General features: G+C 31.9%; 18 protein-coding genes. 1 reads left to right on the top strand and 17 read right to left on the bottom strand.

The features are described 5' to 3' along the window. Window positions 1-36: 36 nt before the first annotated feature. The 16 genes from KQI85_RS10030 to KQI85_RS09955 form a co-directional block, all read right to left on the bottom strand. Complete coding sequence (locus tag KQI85_RS10030; RefSeq protein ID WP_216575950.1) at window positions 37-636, bottom strand: hypothetical protein; 600 nt, start codon at window positions 634-636, stop codon at window positions 37-39. Window positions 637-689: 53 nt separating this feature from the next. Then, window positions 690-1,454: a DNA repair protein RecO gene (recO, locus tag KQI85_RS10025; protein ID WP_216575949.1), complete on the bottom strand. Its 765-nt coding sequence runs from the start codon at window positions 1,452-1,454 to the stop codon at window positions 690-692. Window positions 1,455-1,480: 26 nt separating this feature from the next. Further along, window positions 1,481-2,392 (bottom strand): GTPase Era, encoded by a 912-nt coding sequence (gene era / locus KQI85_RS10020; protein ID WP_216575948.1) that lies wholly within the window; start codon window positions 2,390-2,392, stop codon window positions 1,481-1,483. A 10-nt stretch (window positions 2,393-2,402) separates the two neighbouring features. Then, window positions 2,403-5,306: an insulinase family protein gene (locus KQI85_RS10015; protein ID WP_216575947.1), complete on the bottom strand. Its 2,904-nt coding sequence runs from the start codon at window positions 5,304-5,306 to the stop codon at window positions 2,403-2,405. 119 nt (window positions 5,307-5,425) lie between these two features. Next, window positions 5,426-6,853 (bottom strand): PLP-dependent aminotransferase family protein, encoded by a 1,428-nt coding sequence (locus KQI85_RS10010; protein WP_216575946.1) that lies wholly within the window; start codon window positions 6,851-6,853, stop codon window positions 5,426-5,428. A gap of 157 nt (window positions 6,854-7,010) precedes the next feature. Continuing rightward, window positions 7,011-8,261, bottom strand: coding sequence for an MFS transporter (locus KQI85_RS10005; RefSeq protein WP_216575945.1), 1,251 nt, complete (start codon window positions 8,259-8,261; stop codon window positions 7,011-7,013). A 198-nt stretch (window positions 8,262-8,459) separates the two neighbouring features. Continuing rightward, entirely contained in the window at window positions 8,460-8,852 is a 393-nt protein-coding gene (locus KQI85_RS10000; RefSeq protein ID WP_216575944.1) for a hypothetical protein, read from the bottom strand. Window positions 8,853-8,873: 21 nt separating this feature from the next. Continuing rightward, window positions 8,874-9,314 (bottom strand): hypothetical protein, encoded by a 441-nt coding sequence (locus KQI85_RS09995; RefSeq protein WP_216575943.1) that lies wholly within the window; start codon window positions 9,312-9,314, stop codon window positions 8,874-8,876. An 81-nt stretch (window positions 9,315-9,395) separates the two neighbouring features. Beyond that, window positions 9,396-10,040 (bottom strand): phosphate signaling complex protein PhoU, encoded by a 645-nt coding sequence (gene phoU, locus KQI85_RS09990; protein WP_216575986.1) that lies wholly within the window; start codon window positions 10,038-10,040, stop codon window positions 9,396-9,398. Continuing rightward, the gene (gene pstB / locus KQI85_RS09985; protein ID WP_216575942.1) at window positions 10,040-10,792 is read right to left on the bottom strand and encodes a phosphate ABC transporter ATP-binding protein PstB; all 753 of its coding nucleotides are present in this window, start codon (window positions 10,790-10,792) and stop codon (window positions 10,040-10,042) included. The genes phoU and pstB overlap by 1 nt, the downstream gene beginning before the upstream one ends. A 114-nt stretch (window positions 10,793-10,906) precedes the next feature. After that, on the bottom strand, window positions 10,907-11,581 hold the full coding sequence (locus tag KQI85_RS09980; RefSeq protein ID WP_216575941.1) for a tetratricopeptide repeat protein: 675 nt from the start codon (window positions 11,579-11,581) through the stop codon (window positions 10,907-10,909). Window positions 11,582-11,586: 5 nt separating this feature from the next. Beyond that, window positions 11,587-12,513, bottom strand: coding sequence for a VWA domain-containing protein (locus KQI85_RS09975; protein ID WP_216575940.1), 927 nt, complete (start codon window positions 12,511-12,513; stop codon window positions 11,587-11,589). A gap of 29 nt (window positions 12,514-12,542) precedes the next feature. Next, window positions 12,543-13,553 (bottom strand): VWA domain-containing protein, encoded by a 1,011-nt coding sequence (locus KQI85_RS09970; protein ID WP_216575939.1) that lies wholly within the window; start codon window positions 13,551-13,553, stop codon window positions 12,543-12,545. Next, entirely contained in the window at window positions 13,544-14,035 is a 492-nt protein-coding gene (locus KQI85_RS09965) for a hypothetical protein (protein ID WP_216575938.1), read from the bottom strand. Before KQI85_RS09965 ends, KQI85_RS09970 begins: the two co-directional genes overlap by 10 nt. 79 nt (window positions 14,036-14,114) lie before the next feature. Next, entirely contained in the window at window positions 14,115-14,999 is an 885-nt protein-coding gene (locus tag KQI85_RS09960) for a DUF58 domain-containing protein (RefSeq protein ID WP_216575937.1), read from the bottom strand. Beyond that, on the bottom strand, window positions 14,996-15,979 hold the full coding sequence (locus KQI85_RS09955; protein WP_216575936.1) for a MoxR family ATPase: 984 nt from the start codon (window positions 15,977-15,979) through the stop codon (window positions 14,996-14,998). Before KQI85_RS09955 ends, KQI85_RS09960 begins: the two co-directional genes overlap by 4 nt. 320 nt (window positions 15,980-16,299) lie before the next feature. Between KQI85_RS09955 and bioB the strand changes: the two genes are divergently transcribed. Further along, a complete protein-coding gene (gene bioB / locus KQI85_RS09950; protein ID WP_216575935.1) occupies window positions 16,300-17,277 on the top strand; it encodes a biotin synthase BioB in 978 nt (325 codons plus the stop codon). 408 nt (window positions 17,278-17,685) lie between these two features. Here bioB and pstA read toward each other — a convergent pair whose 3' ends face one another. Further along, a complete protein-coding gene (gene pstA / locus KQI85_RS09945) occupies window positions 17,686-18,513 on the bottom strand; it encodes a phosphate ABC transporter permease PstA (protein ID WP_216575934.1) in 828 nt (275 codons plus the stop codon).

Genomic DNA, 18,513 nt, shown 5'->3' with positions numbered 1-18,513 from the left:
ATTATTTGTGTAAAACGGACTTCCGCAACACGTTTATTACTTATATATAATATATGTTAATGAATCTTTTGTAAGTTTAGCTTCTTTCTTACCGTTAAGAGCTGTATTATCTGAATAATACACTATTGCTGTCGGAAGATCAATAAGATAATCTGAAGATTCATTTACAACTACAACTTTTGAATCAACGTGTGATATAATATCATCTTTTGCAACGTTCTCATTAGTCTCTGTTGATATAAAATTGACATTAAAATCATATCCTTCTTTTAATGCATCACTTACAGTTCCGACAAATAATACTTCATTATTATATGTCTGATAATCTTCATAAGACTGATATTTCATCATAATCTTTGCACTGTTATCTTTTACTTTTACAGATGAAACTTTAATCTTATCTTTTCCATTAGCATCATTATATGATGCTACACTGTCATTGACATATGTAGTCAATTCGCTCTCATTGTAATATGATTCTGAAAAACTTCCTATAGCTGCCTCTTCAATTGTATTGTCGCTTTTAATATTAATAGCATTTGAAGACGGATCGAACTTATCTGCCTTCTTGCATCCTGACATTGCAACTGTACACAGTAATCCAGTTACTATTACTGTTTTTAATAATTTTTTCACAATTTTACCCTCCTAAAAATTATAATCTATTGTAACCTTTATAATTTATTTTTTCAACCCAATTTTTCATTAGAGAGACTTTCTAATATCTCTAATGACTTCAATTTTTTATCTATATACTTGCTTCTAAAGCGATTTACTATCATTCGCATCTCATATAGCACTTCTCTTTTAACATTAAAGTTATACAGCTTGCCTATTGGAGAGAATATTATATATTGCATTGCATATATTGTTGAATCACATATTGTAAAACAGTCTCCTCTTCTGCTTCCACATATCTTGCAACATACTCCATTGTTATTATCGCTATAATATGCTATATCTGTATCTGTACCACATTCTGTACATACTGTCATCTCCGGATATTCACCATTAATTGTCATTATCTTAAGTTCATATATCACTTTTATAAGTTCATTAGGAATATTCTCATTAAGAAGTGCTCTGAATGTCTGATATAAAAGTGTTATAAGTACACTCTCATCGATTCCTTCTCTTCCATAATAATCTGCAAGTTCAAGAAAATAGAACCCGTAATAAGCTCCATAGAAATCTGTAACGAGTTCTCTAAAATAATTCTTAACATTAACATTCCTTATATTATATGATGTTCTTCCTTCGTATACTTCAAACTCTCCAAATACAAATGGCTGACATGAAGCAGATAATGGACTGTTCGGCTTTTTTGCTCCTTTTGCAAAAGCTGTTATCTTACCTCTTTCTTTCGTAAGAAGTACTATTCTTCTGTCGGTTTCTCCAACAGGCATGGTTGATATTACCATACCTGTTACAGTTATAATATTATTGTCAGCCATACCTGTCTTCACCTCTTTTTTATCAATTATATCTCTTCTTGTTTCTTATCATATCCAAAATTCTTAATTAAGAAATCACTGTCACGCCATTCTTTCTTAACTTTTACCCATAGCTTAAGATTAACTTTCATCTCAAGCATATTCTCAGCATCAGCTCTTGCCTGTGTTCCAATCTTCTTTAGCATACTTCCGCCTTTTCCAATTATAATTCCTTTATGTGAGTCTCTCTCGCATATAATTGTAGCATCAATATCCATAATACCTGTATTACCTCTTTCTTTCATTCGGTCTATACATACAGCTATTCCATGAGGTATCTCTTCGTCAAGAGAACGAAGTGCTTTTTCTCTTATCATCTCAGCAACAATCTGTTTCATTGGCTGGTCTGTTATTGTATCTTCATCGTAAAACATAGGACCGTATGGAAGATATTTGAATATACAGTCTGTTACAGTATCTGTATTATTACTTCTTAATGCTGATACCGGTATTATCTCTGCAAAATCACATACTTCTTTGTATGCATCAATAAACTTTGGTATCTCATCTTTTTTTACAGTATCTATCTTATTAATTACAAGAATTACCGGTTTCTTACAGTGTCTTAACTGTTCTGCAATATGCTGTTCACCTGCACCTATATATGTTGTTGGTTCTACAAGCCATAATATTACATCAACATCTTTGATACTCTTCTCAGCAATATTGACCATATATTCTCCAAGTTTATTCTTAGCTTTGTGAATACCTGGTGTATCAAGGAATACTATCTGTCCTCTCTCATCTGTATAGACAGTCTGTATCCTGTTTCTTGTTGTCTGAGGCTTATTAGATGTTATCGCAATCTTTTGGCCAATCAGATGGTTCATTAGTGTAGACTTGCCAACATTAGGTCTTCCTATCAGTGTTACAAATCCTGATTTACAATTTTCGTTCATTTTTACTCCTTTATAAAAGATTCTTTATCTCTAAGAACATATCTTTATTTTCTTTTATCTTACCTTCACTACCGACAACGCACAAATAATCATCTTTCATTACGCTTTCAACAATTCCGGCAAGTTTTCTTATGTCTTCCTTATTAGCTGTAAGTATCTCTTCTCTCTCTTTCTGAATATCTTCATAGGATATACCATTCATATAAGTTGTATAAGATCTTGATCCTTTGGCTGATGGAGTAAGTGGTGTATCCATCTCACTCATTGTTCCTATGATATATTTGGTCATATCTCTCTCATCGACATCAAAGTTTCTTATATAATCAGCTGTCTTTTCATAGATCTCATTAGTCTCCTTTAGATTTGGATCTCTATATGATACAAGATATAATTCACCATTTTTTCCAAAGCTGCTCATACAACCATAAGCTCCGCCTTTTACTCGTACATTAATCCACAGATAATCATAACTTAAGATTAACTTTAATATCTTCAACGCACCTGTATATTGATATCCATGGTTAATGAAGTTGCCGCATCTTGCTACATACTGAACCTGTGAAGGTGTCATAAAGCCTTCATTTTTCTTAATAATGTTAAATTTTCTTACAACTTTCTCAGCTTTAACTGTATTAAGTTTCTCTATAAAAGCAGTTAAGAGAGATGGTATCTCCTTATATCCGTCTTCATCTGCTGTATATGATACAGTAAGATTTTCTTTTTTGAATATAAGCATTGCAACTTTCTTAAGGTTAGCTATTATCTCATCTTTTTTCTTATCATAATTCTTCTGAATATCTGTAATAAAATTATAATATTCAATTCCACCTGTAAGGTTTGAATAATATGAATATTCTGAATAATATGATGCAGCTTCTTTTACAGCAAGTGTATGTCCTGATGATAATATAGCTGACTGTAGTCTTGACTTAACTTCATTGATTATCTCAAGAAGTCTCTTTTCATCATCAAATTTTGAATGATTGATAATCTCTTCAATCGTATCAAATACAAATCCCTGTTTTGCATAAAGTGATTTGGCTGATACTTCTATTGATGCTACATACTTCTTATAATCTTTTATATTTGGATACATTGCTGATACAAAACCGATTCCACCTGTATTCATATCAATCTCATTAGACAGTTCAAAATAGCTATGTCTGTCTGTATCAATGTCTCCAAGTACAGCTCTTAAAAGTCCAGCGTATGGTACTAATTCGTCAGGAACATACTGTGTGTTAAATGTAAGTTTTAGATATCCAATTCCATTAGTATATACATCTGAATATATTACTTTTACTCCATTAACATCTCTCTCATCAACATAAAGAGGTGCTGCTTCTCTCCTTATATCTTCTCTCTTTAGCAGAGGAATAGTCATAAGTTCTTCTTTTGTACTTGGCTCTTCCTGATATTTCTTAAGTGCTTTTGTATTGTCAATTATCTCCTGAATCTGCTCTTTTGAAAGTGTCTTCTTATAATCAGCAAGTTTTGCTTTTGTAATATCATCCTGTTTCTTAGTAAGTGATTCTTCTGGATTAAGAACAACGATTGCAAGGTTGTCTTCATCTAAAAGATACTTTTTAATAATATTCTCAAAATAGCCACTGTCTACATTATTCTTAAGGAATTCTATAGTATCATTAGCCTGTATATGCATAAATGGTTCATTATCATCATATAACCAGCTGTCAAATGCCTGTATTCCATACATAAGTCCTTTTGGAAACTGTCCAAAATCTGCTTCTCTATATTTGAATTCAAAATAATTAATTCCTGCTAAGAGTGAATTCTTATCAATACCATTATCAGCAAGTTCTCGTAATGTATCTTTTATAATCTTAACAAATCTGTCTTTGTCTTTTTCATCTGCATCTTTGGCAATAATTGAATATACAGGCTGTTTAATATTAAGATATGAACCATATACATCACTTCCTATGCCTGCATCTATAAGTGCCTGCTTTAATGGTGCACCTGATGATGATAAAAGTGCATAGTCAAGCATCTGCATTGCAAGATACAATTCCTTATCAAGAATATTCCCACATAATACAATGTATGACAGATATGATTTTGTATCTGTATCACCTTCTGTTACTGAGAATGTTCCTGTAACTTTCTTAACTCTACCTGCCTGTGGCTGACTCTTAATCTCTGTATCAACTTCTATTGCATCATATTTGCTTAAGTACTCTCTATCAAGAAATTCAAGCTTCTCATCCATATCCATATTACCATACAGATAGATATAGCTATTTGATGGATGATAATGTGTTCTGTGATATTCAAGAAACTCTTCATAAGAAAGATCTGTAATCACATCAGGTCTTCCACCTGAATCTTTGCTATAACATGTATCTGGAAAAAGAGTCTGTAATGTAATATTATTAAGTACTTCATCCGGTGATGAATAAGCACCTTTCATCTCATTATATACGACGCCATTATATTTTAACTCGTCATCTTCATTCTCTAGTTCATAATGCCAGCCTTCCTGCATAAAGATCTGTTTTCTCTCGTATATATTAGGATTAAAAACTGCATCAACATATACATGCATAAGGTTCTGAAAATCAGTATCGTTACAGCTTGCAATAGGATATATTGTCTTATCAGGATATGTTATCGCATTAAGGAATGTATTAAGTGATCCTTTTACAAGTTCAACAAATGGATCTTTTGCCGGATACAGTTTTGACCCACATAATACTGAATGTTCGATTATATGCTGTACACCTTTTGAATTCTCAGGTGGTGTTCTAAAACCGATTGTAAATACTTTATTCTCGTCATCATTTGATAACAATACTACTCTTGCACCACTCTTTTTGTGTCTTAACAGATATCCTTCTGATTTTAATTCAGGGATACTTTGTTTTTTTATAAGCTCATAATTTGTAAACTTCATATTGTCTTCCTCTCTTTTTTAATATGTCAATGTAATATTATCTATATATCAAGATATCATCTTCTCATATTATGCACCAAATATTCTGATTTATCAAACTATTTTTGTATTCCTTCTTATTACAATATCTTTGCAATAACATTAAATGCATACTCCATCCTCTCTGGTACTATCGCTGAATAGTTGACTATAAGAATATGATTGTAATTACCACAGCCAAGTAAAGTATCGCTGCAATATTCTGATACAAATGTTATATTAACATCATATCCGGCTGCTGCTTCAATCAGTTCTTTATCTGTCTTGTCTGTATCCAGTTTCAAAAGAATATGCGTTCCTGCATTACCCTCACATATAATTGCTCTGTTTATAAATTCCGACTTTCTAACTGCCTTAATTATATCGCTGTGAAGATTCTTATAATAATTTCTCATTCTGCTTATATGTCTCTCAAAATAGCCTTCACTGATAAAACGCTTTAGTGTATACTGCTCAAAACTTGATACTGTACATGCATAAAAACTCATAGTATTAATATATTTCTCCATAAGTTTCTCCGGAAGTACCATATAACTTATTCTTATCGAAGGTGACAACGTCTTTGAAAAAGTATTAATATATATAACTTTATTACATGTGTCATAACTTTTTATCGGTGGCACCGGTTTACCATTAATTCTGAATTCGCAATCATAATCATCTTCTATTATATATCTGTCTTCCTTCTTAGCTGCCCATCGTAACAGTTCCTGTCTTCTCTTAATTGGCATTATCTGTCCAAGCGGATATAGATGGGATGCTGATATATGTGCTATATTAGCATTGGACTTCTCAAGTTCATCTATCTTCATTCCATTATCATCAACCGGAATATATGAATAATCAAGTCCATTACTCTTATATATCTCTGATATCTTCTTATATCCCGGATCTTCTACTGCAAAATGTAATCTGTCTTCACTGCCAAGAAGCTGTATAAGTCTTGAATATAGATATTCAGTTCCTGCTCCTATAATGATCTGATCCGGTGATACTGCAATTCCTCTAAATCTATATAGATAATCGCTAAGTGCCATTCTTAGTTCTGCAATTCCGTTAAAAGGTACTATTTTTAATAATGAAGTATCATGAACAGATAATACTTCTCGCATAAGTTTTGACCATACAGAAAATGGAAAATTGTCAAGCGATGCACTATTAGACTTCAGATCAACAAAATATTCATGATCTACATATTTTGTTACAAATTCTTGCTCATGTGCAACTTTAACATTCTGATTCTTATCAAGGTATTCTGTGTTTTTAAGTATATCCGAAGCATAATATCCCCGCTTAGGAAGTGAATATATAAAACCTTCTGTAAGAAGTTGTGAATACGCATTTTCAATTGTTATGACACTTACTTTATTGTGTTTTGCAAACTCTCTTTTTGATGGGAGTTTTTCATCTTTTTTTATCTTGCCTGACAAAATATCATCTCTAATACATTGATACAGATAATCATATATTGGCACTGAACCTCTGTCTTCTAATGAGTAAGTTAACAATTTTCACACATCCTTTTTTCATTATATTAAAAAAACTACTCCTTCCAAAAGTAAAATGCTCTCTCTTAGAAGGGTAGTTTCTATTATACTACCTATATTTATATATCACACCAGATAAGTATCGTCAATGAAGCTGTCTTAAAAACTTAAGTAAGTTTTAAAATGTTGTATCTGTTATAACTTCCTTATTTTTTTCACTTTCTCTTATTCGTCCACCATTAAATATACAAAATCCTATGAATATCATAAGTGCTATCATAAATACACCTACTCTTGAATTCCCTGTTATATGTGTCGCAATTCCCATTAACATTGTTCCAAAAAATGATGCTCCTTTTCCAAATATATCATATATTCCAAAATATTCACCTGCTTTTTCTTGTGGTATTATTCTTGCATAATATGATCTTGAAAGTGCTTGTACTGCTCCCTGGAATATAGCAACACATATAGCAAGAAGCCAGAACTTCCACGCACAATCAAGTGAAAGTGCAAATAGTGCTATAATAAAGTATGCTCCAACTGCAATTGATATAAGATTATCTGTTTTATATTTTTTTGATAATTTTCCAAATATTAATGCAAAAGGGAAAGCTATTATCTGTGTTAGTAAAAGTGCTAAAAGCATTGAATTGTCATCTATTCCGACATCTTTGCCATAAGAAGTTGCCATCTCAATTATTGTATATACTCCATCTATATAGAAGAAAAAAGCTATTAAGAACTTTAATACTTTCTTGTTATTTTTAATCTCTTTTAAAACTTTAATAATATTAGTATCTTCAGAATTAACACATCTTTGATTATACTGTCTGCTTAATGGTATTGAACTTACTATCCACCAGATTCCACATATTATAAATGAAAGTTTCATTGCATTATTCATTGTAAGACCAATCTTATCTGACAAAAGTATAATCATAAGACTTATTACGAATGGAATACAGCTTCCGATATATCCCCAGGCAAATCCTTGTGATGATATCTCATCCATTCTGTCCTTATCTGTTACGTCCATCAGCATAGAATCATAATGTATAAGACTTATTGAATATGCTACTTTAGCAAGAATGAATATTCCAAGAAATACCAGATAACTGTTAGTAATTGAAAGACAAAGACATGCAATTGCACCTGCTACAAAACTTATTATAAAATGTTTCTTTCTAGTAGAATGTCTATCTCCCATCTTACCAAATATCGGACCAAGTATTGCTACTATTATTGTTGTTATTGATGCTGCATAACTGTAATATACAGTTGATTGTGCATTGGCTACTCCTGCCTGTGATGCCAGATTCTTAAATAAAATCGGTATTATTGTTGATACAAGAAGTATGAACGCTGAATTACCTACATCATACAATATCCAGCTTTTTTCAAGTGACGTTAATTTTTTACCATTCATTATAGTTCTCCTCTTTCTACTTATTACTTAATTATTAACTATATAAATGATACTTTACTAATGTAAATTTTATTAATACATTAACGTAAATATTATGTAAAATTTATCATTATACATTATTAATTATACTCTCTGGCAAAACCATATCCGTAGATCAAAAAAAGCACAATAACAATGTATTGTACCCAAATCTATACTTTATATTTTTTCTTTTTTCTTAGGCTTTTTAATATAATCTTTCTCTTTTAATATAATTATATCTTCTATATTCTTAATCTCATCGCTAAGTCTGTATACATCCTCCAAAGAAGAACATACTACTCTTATTCCTATTATATCTTTGAGTTTTATTATGTTCTTCTTTACAGGTATGTAACCTTTTTTGATAAGTTTATTATATATACTTTGTGCTGTCTTTATACGATGTGACATTACGCATATAATTTCTTTTCCTGTATGCTTTTTTTCTCTGTCATTTATCTTAATTATCTCAGCTTCAAGATGTTCTATCTTATTCATGCAGTCATTAACAAAATCCGATTTTTGAATATATCTCTCAATTTTTGCAATATCTTCAATCTGTTTATTCATTATTCGCAGAAACCACCTTTGCTAGACTACAGCCTCCATATCATACATAATATTTTTGATATCAATTCCAATTATTCTACAGATGAATAATGCCTGACTTAATTTTATTCTGTCAGATAGATTTATAGATACAATCTTCCTATCATCTCTTTTTAATATCATATATGCAGTAGATTCTATTCTGTAATTCTCATATACTTCACTTATGTAATTACATATAAGTTCTGCTTTTTTTGCTTTTCTGTGCCCCGGTATATCATATACTTTACACATCTCTTCATCAAGTGGAATTATTCCAGCCTTAAGATTACCTTTTCTAGTCTTCATTATAGTAAGTATATATTCTTTATCTTGTGAAAGATATGGAACAGGCTGATTATAGCCTATGACATACGGTGCCAAAACTGGCTTTATCTCACTTACAAAGAAATCATGCATAATATCTTCTATTGATTCTCCCATAATCTCAAACATCTCCTCTATCCACTAATTATCATTCAATCTAAAGTAACAGTCTAATAATTTAATATTCGTATTAAATTATTAGACCTCATGATTACCTGTAATAGAGAATATTACCCATTCACCAATATTAGTTGCATGATCGCCTATTCGTTCAAAATATTTTGCTACCATAAGCAAATCTGCTGCCTGTTCACCATTTTGCACATTGGCATTCATAAGACCTATAAGCTCAGCTTTTATCTTTGCAAAAAGTTCATCAACAACATCATCCTGCTTTATTACTTCTTTTGCCATTTCAATATCTTTATTCACATAAGCATCAATGCTCTTTATTACCATAACAGTTGTCTCTTTTGCCATCATCTGTATATGTTCAAGCTTCTTGATATATTTATCTTTTGCCATCTCTATTGTAATTCCTGATATATCTGCTGCATGATCTCCTATTCTCTCCATATCTGTAATCATCTTAAGTGCTGCCGATATAACTCTTAGATCTTTTGCTACCGGCTGTTGCTCTCTTAATAACTTCATACAGAGATTCTCTATCTTCTTCTCCTGATCATCAATCTCCTGATCAAAATCAATTGCTGTTTTTGCAAGTTCAACATTCTGCTCTATAAGTGCCTTTATTGCCATCTCAATAGCCTGTTCTATAAGACTACCCATATTATTAAGTTCTTTATTAAGTTCATCAAGCTGCCTGTCGAATCTGTTTCTCATCATCCAAACCTCCCTGTAATATAATCTTCTGTTCGTTTATCTTTCGGTACTGAGAAGATGTCTTCAGTCTTTCCACTTTCTACAATCTCACCCAAAAGGAAAAATACTGTACGGTCAGATACTCTTGTTGCCTGTTGCATATTATGAGTAACCATTATAATCGTATAGTCTTTCTTAAGTTCAAGAACAAGATCTTCTATCTTGGAAGTTGATATTGGATCAAGAGCTGATGTCGGCTCATCCATTAATATTACTTCTGGTTTAACAGCTAATGCTCTTGCTATACACAGACGCTGCTGCTGTCCGCCTGACATACCAAGTGCACTCTTTTTAAGTCGGTCTTTTACTTCATCCCAAATTGCTGCATCACGAAGTGATTTTTCAACGATATCATCAAGTTTTGCTTTATTCTTAATACCATGTGTCCTTGGTCCAAAAGCAATATTATCATATATACTCATAGGGAATGGATTAGGTTTCTGAAATACCATGCCAACTCTTTTTCTTAAGATATTAACATCCATATTACCATATATATCTTCACCATCAAGTTTTATACTTCCATCGATTTTACAACCTGCCACAAGATCATTCATTCTGTTTAGAGTCTTTAAAAATGTAGACTTTCCACATCCTGAAGGTCCGATAAATGCAGTTATCTCATTTTCATTCATAGATAGATTAATATCTTTTAATGCGTGAAAATCTCCATAATGCAGGTTCAAATTTTCCACAACAAATTTTTCTGCCATATAATTTTACTCCTTTTGCAGTACCTTTTTTATTTTTTCATCATGGCTTATTATATATTTGCTATGTAAAATGTATAATCAGATTAATGTAAAATCTATGTAAAATATATACTATTACCACCTTTTTCCATCATAATAATCATAATCTGATAATTCTTTGTCTTCTCTTAATTCTCCACTTCTCTCCTCTTGACCTTTTTGCTGGTCTTCTTTTAATTTATCCTTTTTTTGCTCATTATTATTATCTTCTTTAGTCTCATTATTATCATCTTTAGTATTATCATGATTATCTTTAACATATTCTGAAGTTTCATTAAGCTGTTTTTTTAATGCTTCTATATCTTCTTCTAACTGCTGTGCATCAGCATTATGTCCTTTACCATCCCTTGTTGCACATTCATCTTCACACAGAATATCAATACAGTCATCAAGTGTTCTTATTACCTCATTCTTATCTTCTTCTGTGATATTATCAAAATCAATCTGATTAAGCTTTGCAAGTACAAGATTGATTCTTATACTACATTCTTTTTTAACCGGAGGATTCTTAGTTAAAGCTTCTTCATAATAAGTAACTGCCATCTCATAATCATCATTTTTATATGCTATGTTACCTCTGTTATAATCTTCAACATAAGGCTCATAAAATCCCATAAATGACAGTGGATTATTATTATATTCTCCTTTTTTATAATTGTTAATCATTATCTCATTAGAAGTATAGTTAACAAGAAGATATACAAATATTGCTGTTATTATTCCCCATACGATTGTCATTCGCTTTAGCATATCTCTCACTTCCTTTTCATTGTATATAATTCATACGCAGCAAGAATAATTAATGGTATTGCAAAAAAATAATAAATATCTGCATAGCCTTTTGTATCATTCTCATCCTCTATTGCATCAGAATTATCTATTATATCCTTTAATATTTTATCAATATCTTTCTTAGAATCCATCTTGACATAATTAAGTCCCATATCTTTTGCAATCTTTTTAAGATTATCTTCATCAATCTTTGATATTGCATCTTTATAGGTATCTGGATCTTTTATCGCTTCTTCACCATCTCCGTACTCATCTACATACATCTTACCGCCTTCTTCACTTCCATAGCCAAGTACAGCTCCAGCATCTGCAAGTTCACTTATCTTCTTATATGAAGGCATATTATCACCATTAGTTATCTCACCATCACTTATATAGAAAATTATTTTATTACATTTTTCATCTTCTATACTATCTAACATTCTCTTAATATCATCAAGTGGTGCTTCAAATGATGTTCCCTTCGCATATAGCGAATCTAACGGTCTTATTGACTGTATTGCATTCTTAACAAATTCTGTATTACCTGTATATGGTGATACAACTTCAGCCACATTATCAAATGTTATTATTGCAAACTTTGATCCTGCAAGTTTATCTGTTATATATTCACAATCTTCCTTAACTGCTTCCATTCTCTGTCTGTTATCATCACAATCATTCGCAATCATACTAAGAGTATTATCTATTACAAATAATACTCTTGTATTCATCTCTACATCTGTCTTCTTAACTGTCATATCCGGTATCATTATTCTAAGATTCATAACAAATAATAATATTACTGCTACAATCTGTCTTATATATGCTGCCTTTTTTCGTCTAAAAAAGAGGATAACCACACATATAACAGCCATCAGCCATATTGGTATAATAGGATTAATCTTCATATTTCATACTCTCCATAATGTCTTCCTTATTATTTTTTAATAATTGATGCAAGCATATACATTAATGATATTGATATCATGAGAATTATAAAAGGAATCGTTATTATGTCTGTTTTTATAAGTTCTTTATTACCTTTTATAAGGCTCTTTTCCTGCTTGTTAATATCATTAATTATACTCTTAACTGTTCCACTCTCTTCTTCAATATAAAAACTTCCACCTGTAGTTCTAACAGCACTCTCCATAGATTCGGAATTGTCACTTGTCATCTCTTTAGTTCCAATTCCAAATACAATTATCTTATTATCAGCACAAAGTGATGCCGCTTCACTTAGTGTATAATAAGGCTCACCCTGAATATCATTGTCTGTTGCCAATATCACTATTCTTGTTCTCTCAGTCTCAGGATTATCAAAATTAATGCATGCACCTGCAAGTCCATCTCCAATCAGTGAACTTCCTCTTTCTTCATTACCTACAAGTGTTCCTGTCTCAAGATATGACTGAAGATACATCCATTCATCATCGCTATAATCATCATCTATTCTATTAGTAAGACATCTTGCAAGCTCATCAAGAGTATTATTAACATATTCATAATCATCTGTAAGTGGTACTAATAATACCGGAGATGTATTAAATATTACTATTCCGAATCGTTCTCCTTTTAGTTCATTTACTACACTTTTAAGATTTTCAACAAGTGACAGATTAAGTTCGTCTACAGATGTTGATATATCAAGGCACAACATTATATCTCTGTTATGATTCTCTTTTTCAACATAAGCTCTGCTATAAGGCCTTGCAAGTATAACAACTGATGTTACAATACTTAATATGCATAATATAGCAACCATCGCTGATAATACTTTGTATGTTCTTAATCTTTTCTTATAATATGGATCATCTTCAATATAAGACATACCTGTTACTTTTTTACCGCCATTATACCTATCAGTCTTATTCTTACCACGCAGAATAAAAACAACTGCCAGGATGGCTGCAAAAATATAGATTACATATTGATTTCTTAATTCCATCTTTCTATCGCCCTTTTTGTTTTTTCTATAGAATTCTTAACATCACCTAGTGATTCTCTTTCGAATTCCGGTCTGTAATATTCTTCAACAAGTTCCGCAAGAACTGGCATATTAAGTCTCTTTATATCTGTAAGTGTATAATTATGTACTTCTATATCTGTGACTTTAAATACAAATTCTCTGATACTTGCACTTATTCTCTGATATGTATCACGCATTGCAAGCTGGCCATTGTCATAACCTTCCTGTATCTTTATAAGCTGTGATATATATTCTTTTTTTATCTGTAATATTTCTTCTTCAGTAAGTTCTCTTCTTCTATCTTCTATTACCGTTTTCTTACGCATTTTTGCATTTTTTCTTATTATTATAATTTTTCTCACTATTATAAAAATAATAAATGCTACTACAATAATACCTGTAATTATAACCGGTAACAGTGAATAAGAAAAAGGATCTTGAAGTTTTACCTCTGTCTGCATATTATATCTTTCCTCTTTCTAGCTTTGCATCTATTCTAATTAAATTGTATTAGGTGTGAACATATTTTATAAAAACATATTAATTCTTTTTGTGCTTCTCAAGAAGTTCAATTATCTTAGTGTCAATCTCTTCACAACTATTTATAATAGAATGTGCTATTCCATATCTCTTAAGTTTTGCTTCACATTCTTCATATACATCTTGTTTCTTCTGTTGCAATATCTTTGCAAGTTTTTTATCTCCTGTAAGAAATTCAGGCAGATAACTTGCATTCTTAACACTATATACATTCCCACCGGTTGCCTGTGCATCTTCCACACATACTAAAAGCACATCATTAACAGCTCTAATCTGTCTAAGAATATTCTCATCTATACTTCTTATTCCTTCAATATCAGTAACTATCAAGATTATCATTCTTCTTCTATAATTACGGATAATATATTTAAGTGAATCTGTAAGTGTTGATTCATTATTCATATTAACAGCTTTATAATATTGCTCTAATATATTCTCAATATTAATAGTTCCATTTTTAAAAGGATAATGTTCCATAAGTTTGTCATTAGAGAATGTTGCACTTACATAATCACCATTCTTAGATACAAGACATGCAAGAGTACCTGCTGTCATAAGTGCAGTTTCTCTTTTTTCATATCCTGACGGTGTATGTGCAAGCATTCTTTTATTAGTATCTATGCATAACATAATATTATGTTTTTTCTCTGCTATATACTGTTTCACCAGGAATTTACCCTGTGGATTTCTTGCTGATGCTTTAAAATCAATATCTCTTATATCATCACCCTGCTCATATTCTCTTAATTCATCGAAGTTCATACTTCTCCCTTTATACATTGATACATACGAACCATCAAGTATTCTTGAAGTAAGTCTGTTAGTACTTATTGTCCTATATCTCTTAAGCTGTGATTCTATCTTCATTATATAATTCAGTCTCATGGTGTCTTAACCGCCCCTATTATCGCATCAATTATCGTCTCTTCGCTAATTCCATCAGCAACTGCAGCAAAATTAAGCATTATTCTGTGTCTGAGTACGGAATAACGCATCATCTTGACATCATCTGGTATGCAATATACTCTTCCATTAGCAAGTGCAACTGCTTTAGCTACATCCATAAATGCTATTGCTGCTCTGGTACTTGCTCCCATTGAGATATACTGTGATAATTCTGGTGGCAGAATTCTGTCTGTCATTCTTGATGCCTGAACTATATCTACTATATACTTCTTGATTGCCGGATCCATATATACTTTTTTACAAAGTTTCTGTAAAAATACAATATCATCTAATGATGCAACTGCATGACTTTCGCTAAATATGTCTGCTTCAATTCTATTAAGAATCTCCATCTCACTTGCTGCATCCGGATATGTAAGATTAACTTTTAATAAAAACCTATCCATCTGTGCTTCGGAAAGCATATATGTTCCTTCTTGTTCTACTGGATTCTGTGTTGCGATTACAACAAATACTTCTGGCATATTGTAAGTAGTTCCCCCAATACTTACAGCATGTTCCTGCATCGCTTCAAGCATTGCACTCTGTGTCTTGGCACTTGAACGGTTAACTTCATCTAATAGTACAAAGTTAGCATATACAGGTCCAAGCTTATTCTCGAACGTATTAGTTGCTGCATTATAGATCTGTGTTCCAATTATGTCTCCTGGTAATAAATCAGGAGTACACTGAATTCTTGAAAACTCACCATTAACAGCATCAGTCATTACTTTTGCTGCAGTTGTCTTGGCAAGTCCCGGTACCGATTCAAGCAGAATATGTTCATTAGTCATAAGTGCAACCAAAAGTGCACATCCAAGATATGACTGTCCAACTACCTTACTCTGATAGTATCCATTGATTCTGTTAATAGTACCTGTTGCTCTTTCGAGTTCTTCTCTCGTAATCTCTGTCCTCATTATTTTGACCCCTTAATATTTTTTTGTGTATACATATATCTGTCTATCCTCTCTTAGCCAGACAACACACAACTAGTATTATACTTTAATATGGTAGCGAAATTCAATAGTCTTTTTTTAAGAGTTGACACCAAATATAAAAAGTATTATTGTTAACTTATAGTACATTGAGGTTTACCTTTTATTTCCTTATTTTAATTATGGTATTAATAAAAAATAATATTATCAATCATAATTCACTAAAAAATTTAAAAATATATGCCACCAATGTACTTTTATGAGAGTTTTTTATAATATAATAAACGAATGGAGACGAGCGTATGGATGCAATGGAACTGGCTAATGAGATAATTAACGGACGAAGAATTACAAGAGATGATGATCTAACCTTTTTTCTTACATGTGATCTTGATGAATTGTGTAAAGGTGCTGATAAGATAAGAGAACACTTTGTAGGTGACAAAGTTGATCTATGCTCTATTATAAATGGAAGAAGCGGCAGATGCCCTGAAGACTGTAAATATTGTGCCCAATCTGCACATCATCATACAGATTGTGATATATATGATTTTCTTCCAGAAGATAAGATATTAGAAGCATGTCGCATGAATGAAAGCGAAGGTGTAGATCGCTTTTCAATAGTAACTGCCGGCAAGGCACTTACCGGTATCGAATTTGATAAAGCAATTCATGCTTATGAGACTATGAAAAAAGAATGTAAAATTGACTTATGTGCTTCAATGGGATTCTTATCTTCTGAACAATTGCACAGACTTCATGAAGCAGGTGTATCAAGTTACCACCATAATATAGAAACTTCTAAGAGAAACTTTCCTAATATATGCACTACACATACTTATGATATGAAGATAGATACTCTGAAAAAAGTTAAAGCTGAAGGAATGTATGCTTGTTCTGGTGGAATTATCGGAATGGGTGAGACATGGGAAGATCGCCTTGACATGGCTGTAAGCCTGTCTGAAATTCCTGTAGATTCAATCCCTATTAACGCACTTATGCCTATAAAAGGAACTCCTCTTGAGAATCTTGAGAGAATAAGTGAAAAAGATATTCTAAGAACTATCGCTTTCTTTAGATATATTAATCCGACTGCTGATATAAGACTTGCTGCCGGACGTGCATTACTTACCAATGATGGCGAGCTTGCTTTTAAATCCGGTGCTTCTGCAACTATTACCGGCAATATGCTTACAACCGTTGCATGTGCAACAATACGAAGTGATAAAAAACTTCTTAAAGATATGGGACGTGATGTTACACCCGACTATCTAAAATAAATCTTGCCCTTGTATTAGCACCATAAAAGTATAATAGTATCATTTAAAATACACTCTCACTAAAAATATTACTAGTGAGAGCGTTTTTTTAACAAAAAACGCAAATCACCTTACATAAACACTACTAAATCTCACAAAAACACAAATCGCTTCACATAAACACTACTAACATCTCACAAAATCGCAAATCGCCTTACATAAACACTACTAACATCTCACGAAAACGTAAATCGGCTTGTCAGAGTATTAATAATATCATAAAAAAACAATGTGGTAATCGTCGGCACTTAGTGCGCCTAAAGTTTTAACTTCCAACAAACTTAGTACCGTTACGATGTACACTTAGCGAAAGCGTGTTTTCGTTGATATTATTAATACTCTGACAAGCCCAGATACCCCCTAAAAATATTACTTTTGCAATTTTTTTGCAATAAGTGCTGATACTCTATTAATTATAATGACAAGTAACAATAATATTACTGCAGTTGCATAAGCCTGATTCGTATACATACCTTCACGACTTAATGAATACATGTGAACTGCAAGTGTTCTGCCTGATGAGAATATACTCTTTGGCAGATCCGGTACTGTACCTGCTGTATATACAAGAGCTGCTGTTTCTCCAACTATACGACCTATCGCAAGAATTATACCTGATAGTATACCTGGAACAGCCGGTGGAAGTACTACTTTAAATATTGTCCTTACCTTACCTGCTCCAAGAGCAAATGAACCTTCTCTGTAACTTAATGGTACTGCAATAAGTGCTTCTTCTGTCGTTCTCATAATTACAGGAAGTACCATTATTGCAAGTGTTAATGCTCCACCGATAAGAGAATTACCCCAATGTAATGCATAATTAAAAAAGAGCATACCAAACAGACCATATATGATTGAAGGAATTCCTGTTAAAGTCTCTGTTGTAAGTCTTATTACATTCACGAATTTATTATTCTTATCTGCATATTCTACAAGATATATTGCTGAGAATATACCAAATGGAACTGCTATAACAAGTACAAGTACTATCATTATAAGTGTATTAATTATTGAAGGCATCATCGACACATTATCAGAATTATACTTAAGTGCGAATAAATCCGGAGTAAGATATGGCACACCTTTTATAAGTATATGTGCAATTATAAAACCAAGCATTATAACAGTGAATGCTGCTGCTAGATATACAATTGCTCTTATTATAAGTGAACCAGGATGTCTTATATATTTTTTCAT

The organism is Falcatimonas sp. MSJ-15, assembly GCF_018918265.1.
Lineage (GTDB): Bacteria > Bacillota > Clostridia > Lachnospirales > Lachnospiraceae > Falcatimonas.
Note: the sequence above shows the minus strand (reverse complement) of the source record. Positions and strands in the feature narration are given on the sequence as shown.

Excerpts from the sequence above, each read along its gene's own strand:
- KQI85_RS09975 (WP_216575940.1), bottom strand. The coding sequence starts at position 12,513 with ATGAAGATTAATCCTATTATACCAATATGGCTGATGGCTGTTATATGT.
- phoU (WP_216575986.1), bottom strand. The coding sequence starts at position 10,040 with ATGAGAAACAGATTCGACAGGCAGCTTGATGAACTTAATAAAGAACTT.
- KQI85_RS10005 (WP_216575945.1), bottom strand. The coding sequence starts at position 8,261 with ATGAATGGTAAAAAATTAACGTCACTTGAAAAAAGCTGGATATTGTAT.
- KQI85_RS10015 (WP_216575947.1), bottom strand. The coding sequence starts at position 5,306 with ATGAAGTTTACAAATTATGAGCTTATAAAAAAACAAAGTATCCCTGAA.
- bioB (WP_216575935.1), top strand. The coding sequence starts at position 16,300 with ATGGATGCAATGGAACTGGCTAATGAGATAATTAACGGACGAAGAATT.
- era (WP_216575948.1), bottom strand. The coding sequence starts at position 2,392 with ATGAACGAAAATTGTAAATCAGGATTTGTAACACTGATAGGAAGACCT.
- KQI85_RS09955 (WP_216575936.1), bottom strand. The coding sequence starts at position 15,979 with ATGAGGACAGAGATTACGAGAGAAGAACTCGAAAGAGCAACAGGTACT.
- KQI85_RS10000 (WP_216575944.1), bottom strand. The coding sequence starts at position 8,852 with ATGAATAAACAGATTGAAGATATTGCAAAAATTGAGAGATATATTCAA.
- pstB (WP_216575942.1), bottom strand. The coding sequence starts at position 10,792 with ATGGCAGAAAAATTTGTTGTGGAAAATTTGAACCTGCATTATGGAGAT.
- KQI85_RS09970 (WP_216575939.1), bottom strand. The coding sequence starts at position 13,553 with ATGGAATTAAGAAATCAATATGTAATCTATATTTTTGCAGCCATCCTG.
- KQI85_RS09980 (WP_216575941.1), bottom strand. The coding sequence starts at position 11,581 with ATGCTAAAGCGAATGACAATCGTATGGGGAATAATAACAGCAATATTT.
- pstA (WP_216575934.1), bottom strand. The coding sequence starts at position 18,513 with ATGAAAAAATATATAAGACATCCTGGTTCACTTATAATAAGAGCAATT.
- KQI85_RS09965 (WP_216575938.1), bottom strand. The coding sequence starts at position 14,035 with ATGCAGACAGAGGTAAAACTTCAAGATCCTTTTTCTTATTCACTGTTA.
- KQI85_RS09995 (WP_216575943.1), bottom strand. The coding sequence starts at position 9,314 with ATGGGAGAATCAATAGAAGATATTATGCATGATTTCTTTGTAAGTGAG.
- recO (WP_216575949.1), bottom strand. The coding sequence starts at position 1,454 with ATGGCTGACAATAATATTATAACTGTAACAGGTATGGTAATATCAACC.
- KQI85_RS09960 (WP_216575937.1), bottom strand. The coding sequence starts at position 14,999 with ATGAGACTGAATTATATAATGAAGATAGAATCACAGCTTAAGAGATAT.